Genomic DNA, 13,313 nt, shown 5'->3' with positions numbered 1-13,313 from the left:
AGCGTTAAGCCTACAAGCTACTGCGTTGAAGTGCACTATCTCCTCAGTAATATCTTCTCATTAGAAAGTACTAGCTTTAAACGCGGAGGGAGGACTGTCGTCACCTCATTTGGCGGATGCTTGAAACACGCTGTCGAGCAGTGGTTCCAGTGCTGGCCAAACGTTGTCTAAAATAATTGGCTGAGCCTCGGCGGTGGGGTGAATGCCGTCGTCTTGCATCAGTTGTTCGTTAAGTGCTACGTCTTCCAACAAGAAAGGGACGAGAGACACGTCATACTCATCAGCTAACGAATGGAAAACGCCTGTGAAGGCATCACGGTAGGCTTGGCCATAGTTGGGCGGAATATCAATGCCGAGAAGCAGTACGTCAGCACCTGCCTGTTGGCTTTGTTCAATCATACTAGCTAGATTGGAACGCATTTGAGTAGGCGGAAGGCCACGTAATCCATCGTTGCCACCGAGCTCTAACAGAACGATATCAGGCTGTCGCTGTCCGATGATGTTAGCCAATCGTTGTGCACCGCCGGACGTCGTTTCACCGCTGATACTGGCATTTATAACCTGGGCTTCACCTTCTAGCCGCTCAGCCAATAACGTGACCCAGCCCCGTTCTTGCTCTATACCATAGGCGGCACTAAGACTATCGCCCATGACTAAAAGTGTTGGGGGTTGGTCGGCGTTGAGTGCCGGCGCGCTAAAGATGACTATCAGTGCCAGCAACCCTCCGGTTACCATGCGGTTCAGTCTTTGCCTCGCTATAGGGATGCCATGCTTCATGTCTTACTCCTCTGATCCACAAGCCAATTTGGATCCAAAAGCCCACTTGGACCCAACCGCTAATTTGCCAACCGATGCTGCCTCTTCGCATCAGCCCACCACCGACACCATCACCGCTAGTAATGTTCCTCACAAGCAAGCTCACCAGCCAGTCCTGCATGCTGAGAAACTTTCTAAACAGGTGAAAAGCGGTGAACGTTCGCTAACTATCTTACACGACCTTGCGCTTAGCGTAGCAGCGGGAGAAAGTGTTGCCATTCTTGGTAAAAGCGGTGCTGGTAAGTCGACCTTGCTAGGGCTGTTGGCAGGGTTGGATACGCCCAGTGATGGTGAACTCACGCTATTTGGCCAGCCGCTAAGCCAAATGGATGAAGATGGGCGTGCTGCGTTGCGGGCTGGAAGAGTCGGTTTTGTATTTCAAAACTTTCAGCTGCTACCGACGTTAAGTGCATTGGAAAATGTGCTATTGCCGTTAGAGCTGTCTCCCCGAGCAGGAGAAACTCAGGCCGCGGCTCAATGGCTTGAGCGAGTCGGGCTTGGTGAGCGCACAGAACATCTGCCTAAGCAGCTTTCGGGAGGTGAGCAGCAGCGCGTAGCTATAGCACGTGCGTTCGTTACCGACCCTGAACTAGTCTTTGCCGACGAACCAACAGGTAACCTTGATCCCGATACGGGCGCACAGATTATTGACCTGCTTTTCACGCTGAACCGTGAAGCGGGCACGACGCTAATTTTAGTGACCCACGACCACGCACTTGCCCGCCGCTGCGACCGGTGTTTGCGCCTGGCTAACGGGCAGTTGATGCCATTCGAGCCAACCGCTGCTGTCAGCGGGGGTGGCGATGAGTGATATAAACTGGCGGCTTGCGGCACGTAGTTTGAAACGTGACCTACGTGCCGCTGATGTTCGCGCTCTGTTTGTCGCGCTGGTGTTGGCAGTTGCCGCTTCTACCATGATCGCCTTTTTTTTAGACCGCCTAGAGCGTGGGTTAGAGCGCCAAGCAGGCCAGATGCTGGGAGGAGATCTAGTCCTCGAGCAGCGCGAGCCATTCTCTGAGGAGCTACGCACGACGCTAGAGCAAGCGGGTTTTACGCTGAGTGATCAGGTTGATCTAGTGTCAATGATTAGTCGTGGTGAGCGCTTCCAGCCAGCTAGCTTGAAAGCGGTGGATGATGTCTATCCTCACTATGGCGTTTCTCATGTAGATCGTGGTAACGGGGTTGAGCAGATTGCATCAGGCCCACCGCCTGGGGAAGCCTGGGCAGACCCACGGTTAGCGCAGCTGATTGACATTGCGATAGGCGACCGTGTTCAAGTAGGCCAAGCAGAACTGCTTATTAGTGGGATTATCGAGCGCGAGGCGGATCAGTCGGCTGGTTTTAGTAATTTTAATCCTCGTTTAATGCTTAATACCGCCGACTTGGAAGCAACAGGATTGGTGCAGTTAGGGTCACGGCTCGAGTTTGAACTGCTTGCTGCTGGGCCTCCTACAGCACTGGAGCAAGTACAGGGCTTGCTGGCCGAACTAAAACGTAATGGGGTAGACGTACGTGATGTACGTGTTGACCGTCCTCAGTTAGGCAACGCGCTTCAACGCGCTGAGAGTTATCTTGGGCTTGCCGGATTGGCGGCGGTATTATTAGCGGGCGTCGCGGTGGCTATGTCGACTCGTCGTTACGTTGAACGCCATCTGGACACCGCGGCGTTGCTGCGCTGCTTCGGCGCTAGTCAATATCAACTGGTGACTATTTTTACCCTGCAACTAATGGGACTCGCACTGATGGCCGCAATTATTGGCGCGCTGTTAGGGCTTATTGGTCAGGCTGTGCTGCTGTGGCTGTTAACAAGTTTTCTGCCTATGACTTTACCACCCCCCGGCATTATGCCGCTTTGGCTGGGCATTTTTACTGCGCTTGCGGTGCTGGTTGGTTTTGCTGGCCCCACACTGTTACGCATTAAGCGTGTTAGTGCGCTGAAAGTGTTGCGTCGTGAGCTTGACCCACTACCACCGTCTGCTTGGTTAGTAGTGGGAGTGGCGAGTCTAGTGTTTGGTGGCCTGTTGTGGCTTTACTCAGGCAGTTTTTCGCTTGCACTGGCGCTACTCATTGGCGGTGCGGCCCTGTTAGGGCTTCTATGGATGGCTAGCACGCTGTTGCTAAACGGCCTGTTGAAAGCTGTTCAACGGCTTTCCGGTGGAAGTGAGTGGGGCCAAGCGTTTCGGTTGGGCGGCAGGCAGCTGGCCCGTCGAAAGCAAGCAGGGCTTGGACAACTGCTGGCGTTTTCGGTCACGTTTTTTGCGATGGCGATGATCGTACTAGTGCGGGGGGATTTATTGTCCACCTGGCAAGATCAGTTGCCGGCGAATACCCCTAATTACTTTGCTATCAATATTCAGCCCAGTGAGCGAGATGCTTTCGAAGATGCGGTTGCTCCGCGGGTGGAGACTCAAAGCACTCTATACCCAATGGTGCGCGGAAGAATCAGTGCTATTAACGGTCAGCCGCCGATAGAAGCCGTTCCTCCTGATGCCAGAGGCGATAACTCGCTGCGCCGTGAACTGAATCTTACCTGGCAATCAGCGTTGCCCGAAGGTAATCAGGTCGTCGCTGGAGAGTGGTTTTCACAACCGCGTGAGCCACAGGGATGGTTGAGTGAGGTGGAGGCCACGCCTCAGGAAGCCTCTAACGTTGTGCCCATCTCTGTGGAAGATGGACTAGCAGAGCGTCTTGGCCTTGGGTTAGGGGACGAGCTAACGTTCTCTGTAGGCGGTGATACCATCACCACCCGTATTGAGAGCCTGCGCAGCCTTAACTGGGATAGTTTTAACCCAAATTTCTTCGTTATTTTTCCACCGGGCGTGCTTGAATCGTTTGGCCATAGTTTTATCACCGCGTTTCACTTGCCAGAACAAGAGCAGAGCTTAATCCGACAATTAGTTAATGATTTTCCAGGCGTATCACTGCTCAACGTGGATGCCATCTTAGGCCAAGTGCGCGAGGTGCTTACCCAGGTCACCCGAGCGGTAGAGCTAGTGCTTATTCTGGTTCTGATGGCTGGCGTTAGCGTGCTTTATGCAGCACTGACGGCTAGTCGGCCGGTACGCGCCCATGAGAGCGGCTTGCTGCGTGTATTTGGTGCAGGTAACCGAATGATTTCACGGGTACAAGGTGCTGAATATGCGCTGCTCGGTTTTGCCAGCGGTTTGATGGGGGCTTTCCTTGCAGAGTTTGCCACTGCCGCGCTTTATCTCTATTGGCTTGATTTAACACCGCGCCTGCATGTGAGCTTATGGCTAGTTCTGCCCTTAGGGGGCGCATTACTGATTGGCATTATCGGACATGCCCTTTCTTATAGCCTGCGGCGTCAAGCGCCTGCGGCGAGCTTGGGGTTGCTTGGTGAGGCTTAACAAAACTTTACCAAGTGCTATGCTTAGCGCTTCTCACAAGGAGGTCATGACATGTCTGTGTCTGTAGGTCATCGCCAGCTTACTGCTGGGGTTTTGTTGCTGCTACTTTCCGGTACGGTGAATGCTTCACCTCAGCAGCTTGAAGCAGAGCTTCGTGAGCGGCTAGGTAGTGAGTCGAGCGCATTCACAGTTGCCCAAGTGTATGAGCAGCCTGACGCTGTTGTCGCTGAGGATATTGCTATCACTTATGCCAATGGCGATGTGTTTACTATCGAACGTTACCTCGTTGAGGGTGACTATCATCGTCCAGACAATGTAGTCATTGACGGTATGGCCATTAGCGAGGCAGGTAACTCATTGCCTTTTCTCAGCGTTGCCTCCATTGAATTGCCTAACGCTTCGCAAGCAGTGCCGTCGATTGATGAAATGAGTGCGCCAGGCATGGTATGGAAGGCGCTGAATGCGCGTGACATCACGCTAAACCTACAGGGTGAGGCAGCGGATGAGTTTTTTAGTGAGCTAGACTCTCCCCCGCTTGAGGGGCAGTTGCACATTGAAACGCTCATGCTTGAAGAGGTCAGCAGTAGCGCCATTGGCTTGTTCGATATGCAGGGCGTCAGTGCCGATTTTAATGACTTGGAAAGTGGGATTAGTTCGGTTCTTTCGCTCGCTAATTTGCGCATTGAGCAGCTAACCGGAATTGATACGCCTGGGGAAGAGAGCGTGGAACATGCCGCGTTGAATGGCATGGATCTGTCCGGGGATGGTTGGCGCGTAGCGTTGGATAGCGCCTGGGTAGAAGGCAATTCCTATGTGGGTGATGCAGGCTTCGAAGGCGCATTTTTTGATATTGGAGGGCTGCTGCCTTTATTGCCACTCGAGCAACGACGAGAGTTCGAAACCTTTAACAAAATACTCACAGGGGGAAGTGGTCAGTTACAGGCTGACGGGCGCAGTCATTCCCGCTGGGAGGAAGGGGGGGAAACCGACCGCTTGATCGCTGATGGCTATGTGCGCTTGAGTAGTGCTGCAGGAATTGAATACAGCCTTGATTTGCCGATCAGTTTGCCAAAAAGCGTTTCCATTGAGCAGGCAATGCAAAACCCTGCATTGTTTGAATCAGCCACGTTGCATGGTGGTGAGGTCGTTGTGGCTTATACCGATGACGGATTGCTACCGCGATTAACTACCGAGATCGCCGCGCACGAGAATATTACCGAAGCGCAAGCAGTCTCTATGGCGGTGGGGCAGGCTCGTCAGCTTGAGCCCTTGTTAGGCTCGCAAGTAACCAAATTAATGACCGGGATGATCGACATTATGGCTGGCCATTCCCAAGCCTTAACGGTCAATGTCGCATTGCCTAATCCGTTTACTTTTAACCAATTCATGATGAACCCGATGGGGAGCGCTGAGCGGTTTACGCTCACCTTTGAGCTAAAGTAGCGCGGTTGACCAGTTAGTCAGTTTTTTAATGACGACTGCAACATGAAATACGCTCATGCACGACCTGACGCGGATGCGATGAAAGTCGCGTCAGGCTGCGTTATGATAGCGCCCTAGTTTCCCCATGATGATCCTTTTGTAACGAGGTTCCCGCCGATGTTCAGCCGCGATATGACAATTGCCGGATTCGATGATGTGCTTTTTGACGCGATGCAAAAAGAAGTTGCACGCCAGGAAGCTCACATTGAATTGATTGCTTCTGAAAACTACGCCAGCCCCCGCGTACTGGAAGCGCAAGGCAGCCAGCTGACCAATAAATACGCCGAAGGCTATCCAGGTAAGCGCTACTATGGTGGCTGTGAATTTGTTGATATCGCTGAAAATCTTGCGATCGACTATGCCAAGCAGCTGTTCGGCGCGACCTACGTGAATGTTCAGCCTCATTCTGGTTCCCAGGCCAACAGCGCGGTTTTCCAAGCGCTGGTAAAGCCGGGCGACACCATCTTGGGGATGAGCCTGGATGCCGGTGGTCACTTAACCCATGGTGCCAAGCCTAACTTCTCTGGCAAGCACTATAACGCTATTCAGTATGGGCTGAACGAGCAGGGCTTGATCGATTATGATCAGGTGGCTGAGCTTGCTCGCGAGCACAAGCCCAAAATGATTATTGCTGGTTTCTCTGCCTACTCGCAAATTGTCGATTGGGCTAAGTTCCGTGAGATCGCTGATGAAGTAGGTGCTTACTTGCTGGTTGATATGGCGCACGTGTCTGGCTTGGTTGCTGCAGGCGTTTACCCAAGCCCGCTGCCCCATGCTCACGTCGTAACATCTACCACTCACAAAACCCTGCGTGGCCCACGCAGCGGCGTTATTCTCTCCGCTGAAAACGATGCGGATATCGAGAAAAAGCTGCAGTCTGCTGTCTTCCCTGGTGGCCAGGGCGGCCCGTTGATGCATGTTATTGCCGCCAAGGCAGTCTGCTTCAAAGAAGCCATGGCGCCTGAATTCAAAGCTTACCAGCAGCAGGTGGTTAAAAACGCCCAGGCGATGGCCAAGGTGTTTATCGACCGCGGTTACGATATCGTGTCTGGTGGTACTGAAGATCACCTGTTCCTGCTGTCTTTGATCAAGCAGGGCGTGACCGGTAAAGATGCAGACGCCGCTCTGGGCCGCGCTCACATCACTGTGAACAAAAACGCGGTGCCTAACGATCCGCAAAGCCCATTCGTGACCTCTGGTTTGCGTATTGGTACGCCTGCCGTTACTACCCGTGGTTTCGGTGAAGATGAGTGCAGTCAACTGGCCGGTTGGATTTGTGACATCTTAGATGTACTTGCTAAAGGTGAGGACACCAGTTCAATCGAAGCCCAAGTGCTCGATAAAGTGGCCCAAGTATGTGGCCGCTTCCCTGTTTACAAGTAACATGTGCTTAATTTGCCAGGCCGAATAGTAGTGGCATGGCATGGCAAATAGAGATAAAGCAAGAAGCGATAAAAAAAGCGCTAACCATATAGGTTAGCGCTTTTTTATTGGCATCAAGTCGATCTGAAGATCAAGGCTCTTCTTGGCGAATGATGCTGACTTTTTTCTGCTCTCTGGTCCATTTGCCCGCTTTTTTATCAATGTATTGGAAGTGCTCGTTCGTGAAATTACCTTGATTGCAGGCGTGGCGGTAAGACACCGTGGGTACAGTGTGTTGATCTAATAGCTGAATAAATACACCAGGACCTGTGAGCTCAAACACATTGGTGAGCGTGTTCTCTTCAATGTTTTGCTGCACTTGATCAATCAGTCTGCGTAGGTTGGGGTTGCCTGGTTTGCTGGCGATGAAGTAATTGCTCAGCTCACCCTTGCGTGTCGTGACATAGAGTTCGTCAATGTTGGCAGGAACAACGCGGGAAAGCGGCCAGATGGCATGTGCGTCAATATCGAGGTAGACGCCGCCGTATTTGTAAAGCACCATGAGGCGCCAAAAATCAGCCTGCGCCGCACCAATTTGTAACTTTGAATAGCTGGTGAATAGGGTGTCGTCGAAATTTTCTTTAATGAAGTCACTCCGCGCCTCGGTAATCATGAAACGATATTCGAAACGAGGAGCCATGAGACGATTAAACAAGTAGTTCAGGTAAACCGGAAGGGTCACTCTATTAGTGAAGTTGGTCTGCCAAATAATCTGTGGAATAGTCGAATCATTTTTAGGTGCCAGCCAAGGCGCGGCATAGGCTGGCAGCGTGAAGCGCTTGTTCGGCAGCACGGCATGAAAAATATAGCTAAGCAGCTTGGTAATGTTTGCGCATAGCTTTATCAAGCGACTAGTGGCCACGATAAGTGGTTTGCTTGTGCGGGTGGGCATGTTCATCCTTTTCATTCGTGTCGCGGCAAGAGGTGAATCGATTACCAACCGCCTTGGCCTTCCAATAAGCTTCGGGTGTTATTATCCAGCGGCAGCTTAAAGTCAGCGCTGCCAAGCACCATCGCATCACCAGCGCGAACTACCCGTGCACTCACATAGAGATAGTCCTGGCCTTGTGCATAAGTACCCATCAGTATCGAGCGTGCGTTGTGCTGGGCGCTAAGACGTTGGACTTGGCGGGATAAAATTAATTCGCCAACGGTTTCTTCAATAAACATACTGTCACGCATTTTGACTTCGCGTACCTGCATGCCTTGCCGTGCGAGGGCGGACGCCATAATTTCAGAGCTAATACGGCCAAACGTAGACGACTGGCTTAAGTTATCAATACTTACAAAGGTAGCCGCAATCATCGGGCTATGGCGTGTAAGATCTGGATTGCTGGCCACCATTTGTGCGGCGGCTTCATGGGCTAGTTCGGAAAGGTCTGGCTGAGGCTCGGCATTTCGCATGCTATTGTTATTGCCAAGTGCAGTGCAGCCAGCCAAAAACAGCATAAACAACGCAACGATAAGCAGACGTGCACCAACTGCTAAGCCGCGCAGTGGAGCCAGAGAGTGGGAGAGTGAAAGCATGTAATTACCAAGTATCGGTGATAGAAACAGTTGGGGTTGCAGGCGCTTGAGGAACGCGATGTGGCGCATAGTGACGTCGGTCACCAGCATTTATGTAATAAATATTAGAAGAGGAGTAGAGAATGCGTTCACTATCAACGATCTGGGTAGTGATGATAACCTCCTCTTTGCCCTCATAAGTCCAACTGCCGCTGGTCGTATCTGCCACCATCGCAGCGGGAATTAATGCAAGCGCAGGCTCGCTCCAGTTTCCTAGTGCCATGCTAGCCACGGTCACGCCACCGGCAAGGGCGGTGTATGCACCAAACGGTGGGCGTATATAGCCGCGGTCACGATGCTCAACAACTTCTACGTCCACTTGAACGGTGGCACCGCCAGTGTTGGGTTGCGTCATCACGCTTCCCCCGCGTGACACCAGTTCGCTTGTTAATAGCGTGCGAAAGCCACGTTCAAATTCGCCACCGTAATAGGCGCTAACTGACGTATGCTCTTGTGCTGGGATATGGAGATCCCTAAAGCGAACCCGTTCATTGCGAAGAATGCCAGCCGCTTCGTGTTGGGCTAGCACTTCCCAGTGCTGGGCCGCTTGCATGCGCTGCTGCTCACTATAAGGATAGGTAGTCGCAATGGGAGCCTGCGATGTATTGGCATAAAAGCAGCCGCTTAGCATCAGGCTCGCCAGTCCAATGCCGACAGGGCGAAATAGTCGGCCAATGGACGATTGGGTCGATGATGGCTCAGTTCTTAATAAATGAGCTCTTGATGACATAGGTCGGGTGCGCACCTGATTGTTCCTTCTCGCTACGAAACGGCTTTTGATAGACTAGTTTGCCACGCTTACCCTAGATCGGCCACGAGGTTAAAAACTTGAATGAGTGAAAACACCCATGCTTGAAGACCACCGCGCTGGTCCGCGTCATGATTCATTGCTAACCGCTTATCCAGAAGATGAAAGTAATAGCGGTTGGATGATTAGCTATATTGACATCATGACGCTACTGGTAGCCCTGTTCGTCATTATTATTGCTGCGGCTAATGTGACAAGCCCATCATTGTTTCAGCAAGAAACAGCCGATGAGTACGGCTATGAGTCGTCACCTGCTAGAGAAATACCCTTGCCGGATGCGCTTGCTGAAGCCCGTCAGCAGCGCACAGTACTCGGCGTATCACCTAGCAGTGATACGCTCAGCCCGTTTGCGATTAGCGCTGCGTTGGGTGTGGCAGGGTTGCCTAAAGCTCGCACTGCTGTTGTGGAGGTGCCTCCTTTATTGGCGCGGATTGAAGAAGTATCGATAGATACCCAGCCATTGACTGCCAATAGTAGGCTTCCGCAGTTGCTACTGCCCACCGATGAGCGTCAGTCTGTTTCGCCGTTGGCCGATTACATGGTAGTGCTCACCGACCGTCCACCTATCAATGTACAAAAAGTATCTGACGTGGCGATTAATAGCGCATTAGCACTTGATGAGAGATTGTCTGAGCGTGTGGAGGCTTCGACGTACCTACCTAACCTGGAAGGCGTTGAAGTTTCCCGAGTCGCTGAAGGTATCAGCCTGCGTGTACAAGATCGGTTGCTATTTCCCTCTGCCGATGCTCAGTTGACAGAAGGTGGCTCATCGTTAGTAGGGTCATTGATGGATACCATCCAGCGCTTCGAGGGGGAAGTGTGGGTAGAGGGACACTCCGATAGCCAATCTATCAATACCCCAGAGTTTTCGTCCAACTGGGCGCTTTCAAGTGCGCGGGCGATTGCGATCGTTGAGGCACTTGAAGCCGCAGGGGTTGCTCCGGAGCGTTTGCGAGCCGTTGGACTAGCCGCAACTCAGCCGCTAGAAGATAACGATACTGTCGAAGGGCGAGCGCGAAATCGTCGCGTTGAGGTGGTTATTCATGTGGACTAGGGGATAAGTCAAAAAAAACCCGCCGGGGGAGGCGGGTATGAAAGGGCTTGGCTCACTGCAGCCCACTGGCATCAGGTGAGGGGTGTACAAGGTTGCCAGTGGGTACAATTTCAGTATAGCTATTTATGAGCTTTTTCCAAGGGCTTGTCGAATTTTTTTCAATTTATTCGCGCGCTATTTTGGTGCGCCGAAGTTGCGTTGTTTTGGGGCTCATAAGAAAGTGGCTGCTTTTTATGAGTTAAATTTTTGATTATTAAAAATAAAATTGTATTGGCATACAAACTGCTTGGTTGCTCATCTAAAAGTGGACGTGTGTAACGACTTTTAAGATTGCAAAAGGGTGGTGCTATGACCGAATACAAGCGTACTGCGTTGCCCAGTGATGCTCAGTCACCAAGCGACTTAGACCCAGTGCTTCAACCGCGTTTGGTAGTCACCGACTTGGACGGTTCATTACTAGATCACCACAGTTATGATTTCTCACCTGCCAAGCCCTGGCTTGCCCGCCTTAAACAGCTAGGGGTTCCGGTCATTCCGGTTACCAGTAAAACTCGCGCTGAACTCATTCCCCTACGAGAAGCCCTTGGGCTAACGGCGACCCCCTTTATTGCCGAGAATGGTGCTGTTATTGGTCTGCCGCCAGGTTGGTGTCATGCGCGTTTAGATCGCCCTGGTAATGGCCGAGATGGCGTCGTTATTAAACACACCGGAGTTGATAGTGGTTTCATTAAAGCGCGACTAAACGTTTGGCGTAAGCGCCTGGGGATTCGGTTTACTCGAATGGGCGACTTAAGCCTTCAACAGGTAATGGCGTTAACTGGGCTTGATGAAACCCGTGCGAAAGCAGCGCGTCAGCGGGAGGGGAGTGAGCCGCTTATTTGGGAAGATAATGCAGCCGCACTTGAAACGTTTCGTATTGCGCTTGAAGGCGATGGCCTTGAACTTACGCAAGGGGGGCGCTTTTGGCATGTGATTGGGCGCTTATCTGACAAAGGTGGAGCGGTAGAGTGGCTAATCAGGCGATTTACTGCATTACGAGGCAGTTCGCCACTTTCATTGGGCTTGGGCGATGGCCCAAACGATATCACTATGCTGGAAACTGTCGATCAAGCTGTGGTGATTCGAGGTTGCCACGCACTTAACGTTGAGCCGCACAACAGCGCGTTATATCGAACAAATGCAACTGGGCCAACTGGCTGGGCTGAGGGGGTAGCCCACTGGTGGGGGCGAGATGACGGGCGTCTAGAAATGGCGCCAGTGAATGACGCCGCTGCATCAGATTACAAGCCACGGGAGGCTAGCGTATGAGTGATTTCCATCAAAATGGTGTGATAACCGATTTTCACAACTTAACGCGCCGGCCAGTTGAAGCCCTTGAACAAGAGCTTTGCCAGTTTGCCAAACGTCGCCCAATGGGACTAATTTTACCCTCGCTTTTTTCTGAACTGGAAGGGCCTGCGCTGTCGGCGATTGTTGATGAGCTGGTGAAAGTGCCTTACCTCAATGAAATTGTCGTTGGTTTGGACAGAGCAGACCGCGGTCAATTTTTATATGCACGGGAATTCTTTTCACGCTTGCCCCAGCACACTCGAATTCTATGGAATGACGGCCCGCGTTTACGTGCTATCGACCAAGAATTAGAAAGTCATGGTTTAGGGGCTTTAGAGCCAGGAAAAGGAAGAAACGTATGGTATTGCGCTGGCTATGTGCTTAGTTCAGGTCGCTCCACCACCGTTGGTCTTCACGATTGCGATATTCTTACCTACGACCGTGGCCTTCTAGCGCGCCTTATGTATCCTGTCGCGAATCCCCGTTTTAATTACAGTTTTTGTAAAGGCTATTACCCGCGTATCGCCGAAGGAAAGCTCAATGGGCGTGTTTCTCGGTTGATGGTGACGCCGCTGCTACGTGCCTTGAAAACTGTCTGTGGTCCGTTACCTTATTTGGATTATCTAGACAGCTTCCGTTACCCGTTATCTGGTGAATTTGCCATGCGCAGTGATGTGCTAGAGGGCATTCGAATTCCCGCTGATTGGGGGTTGGAAATCGGCGTACTGTCCGAGTTGCAGCGCAACTACTCACACCGTCAGCTATGTCAGGTCGATATTGCCGACGCCTATGACCATAAGCATCAGCCCGTTAGTGAAGAGGATGCGACCAGTGGCTTGAACCGAATGAGTCTGGATATCGCAAAAGCGCTTTATCGTAAGCTGGCTACCCAAGGGGTTAGCTTTAGCAGCGAAGATTTCCGGACGCTCAAAGCAACCTACTACCGTTTAGCCTTAGACCTCATTGAAGCCTATGATCACGACGCGACGATGAATGGACTAAGTTTAGATCGCCACTGTGAAGAACAGGCAGTTGAGCTATTTGCCAGCAATTTGCTAGAAGCTGGCAATCTGTTTTTAGATAACCCTCGTGAACGCCCCTTTATTCCCAGTTGGAACCGTGTACAAGCGGCGATGCCTGATGTGCTAGCCCGTATGCATGAAGCGGTAGAGCTTGATAATCAGGGTAAGGTTTAACGCTCAATGCTTGTTTGTTTCTATAAATTTTAAGTTTATCAGTGCTTTAAGTTTATAAGTGCTTTGAGTTTATCGGGCCTTTAAGCGTATCAAGTCTCAAAGTGTATAAGGCTTTAAGTCGATAGAAGCTGATGAATTTCGCTTAACCGACCATGTCATTCTCTTCACAGCACCTCGTTGGCAGCGAGGTGCTTTTTTGTTTCGCGGCTATTGGCCGACGAGCAATATTGATCATGCTCAAGAAATCGTTTTAAATTCCAAATAAGTATAAA

Annotated in this window: 11 protein-coding genes; 7 read left to right on the top strand and 4 right to left on the bottom strand. The window is 51.5% G+C overall.

Annotation, left to right across the window (positions count from 1 at the left end; all coding sequences use genetic code 11):
* Positions 1-105 precede the first annotated feature (105 nt).
* Positions 106-777: an arylesterase gene (locus tag J4377_RS12145; RefSeq protein WP_253485760.1), complete on the bottom strand. Its 672-nt coding sequence runs from the start codon at positions 775-777 to the stop codon at positions 106-108.
* On the opposite strand from J4377_RS12145, the gene J4377_RS12140 reads away from it, so the two are divergent.
* The 4 genes from J4377_RS12140 (at position 776) to glyA (ending at position 7,049) form a co-directional block, all read left to right on the top strand.
* Positions 776-1,627 carry an ABC transporter ATP-binding protein gene (locus J4377_RS12140; RefSeq protein WP_253485759.1) on the top strand — a complete coding sequence of 284 codons (852 nt, stop codon included), beginning with the start codon at positions 776-778 and terminating at the stop codon, positions 1,625-1,627. The genes J4377_RS12145 and J4377_RS12140 overlap by 2 nt on opposite strands.
* A complete protein-coding gene (locus J4377_RS12135; RefSeq protein ID WP_253485758.1) occupies positions 1,620-4,184 on the top strand; it encodes an ABC transporter permease in 2,565 nt (854 codons plus the stop codon). Before J4377_RS12140 ends, J4377_RS12135 begins: the two co-directional genes overlap by 8 nt.
* A 51-nt stretch (positions 4,185-4,235) precedes the next feature.
* Complete coding sequence (locus tag J4377_RS12130) at positions 4,236-5,627, top strand: hypothetical protein (RefSeq protein WP_253485757.1); 1,392 nt, start codon at positions 4,236-4,238, stop codon at positions 5,625-5,627.
* Between the two features lie 156 nt (positions 5,628-5,783).
* Positions 5,784-7,049, top strand: coding sequence for a serine hydroxymethyltransferase (glyA, locus tag J4377_RS12125; protein ID WP_095604539.1), 1,266 nt, complete (start codon positions 5,784-5,786; stop codon positions 7,047-7,049).
* A 130-nt stretch (positions 7,050-7,179) separates the two neighbouring features.
* On the opposite strand, the gene J4377_RS12120 is transcribed toward glyA, so the two are convergent.
* Genes J4377_RS12120 through J4377_RS12110 form a run of 3 tightly spaced genes read right to left on the bottom strand, consistent with a single transcriptional unit; the run spans position 7,180 to position 9,285 of the window.
* Positions 7,180-7,980 carry a glycosyltransferase family 32 protein gene (locus J4377_RS12120; RefSeq protein WP_095604540.1) on the bottom strand — a complete coding sequence of 267 codons (801 nt, stop codon included), beginning with the start codon at positions 7,978-7,980 and terminating at the stop codon, positions 7,180-7,182.
* A 41-nt stretch (positions 7,981-8,021) separates the two neighbouring features.
* Positions 8,022-8,615 carry a FlgO family outer membrane protein gene (locus J4377_RS12115; RefSeq protein WP_253485755.1) on the bottom strand — a complete coding sequence of 198 codons (594 nt, stop codon included), beginning with the start codon at positions 8,613-8,615 and terminating at the stop codon, positions 8,022-8,024.
* Between the two features lie 4 nt (positions 8,616-8,619).
* Complete coding sequence (locus tag J4377_RS12110; protein ID WP_051626520.1) at positions 8,620-9,285, bottom strand: hypothetical protein; 666 nt, start codon at positions 9,283-9,285, stop codon at positions 8,620-8,622.
* A 217-nt stretch (positions 9,286-9,502) separates the two neighbouring features.
* Between J4377_RS12110 and J4377_RS12105 the strand changes: the two genes are divergently transcribed.
* From J4377_RS12105 to J4377_RS12095, 3 genes are all read left to right on the top strand, one after another.
* Positions 9,503-10,516 carry an OmpA family protein gene (locus J4377_RS12105; RefSeq protein ID WP_253485753.1) on the top strand — a complete coding sequence of 338 codons (1,014 nt, stop codon included), beginning with the start codon at positions 9,503-9,505 and terminating at the stop codon, positions 10,514-10,516.
* 348 nt (positions 10,517-10,864) lie between these two features.
* Positions 10,865-11,824: a mannosyl-3-phosphoglycerate phosphatase gene (locus J4377_RS12100; protein WP_253485751.1), complete on the top strand. Its 960-nt coding sequence runs from the start codon at positions 10,865-10,867 to the stop codon at positions 11,822-11,824.
* Positions 11,821-13,041: a glycosyl transferase gene (locus tag J4377_RS12095; RefSeq protein WP_253485750.1), complete on the top strand. Its 1,221-nt coding sequence runs from the start codon at positions 11,821-11,823 to the stop codon at positions 13,039-13,041. Before J4377_RS12100 ends, J4377_RS12095 begins: the two co-directional genes overlap by 4 nt.
* The last annotated feature ends 272 nt before the right edge of the window (positions 13,042-13,313 follow it).

The organism is Halomonas sp. XH26 (assembly GCF_024138895.1).
Lineage (GTDB): Bacteria > Pseudomonadota > Gammaproteobacteria > Pseudomonadales > Halomonadaceae > Vreelandella > Vreelandella alkaliphila.
The sequence above is the reverse complement of the archived record's forward strand: the minus strand, read 5'-3'. Positions and strand labels throughout refer to the sequence as shown.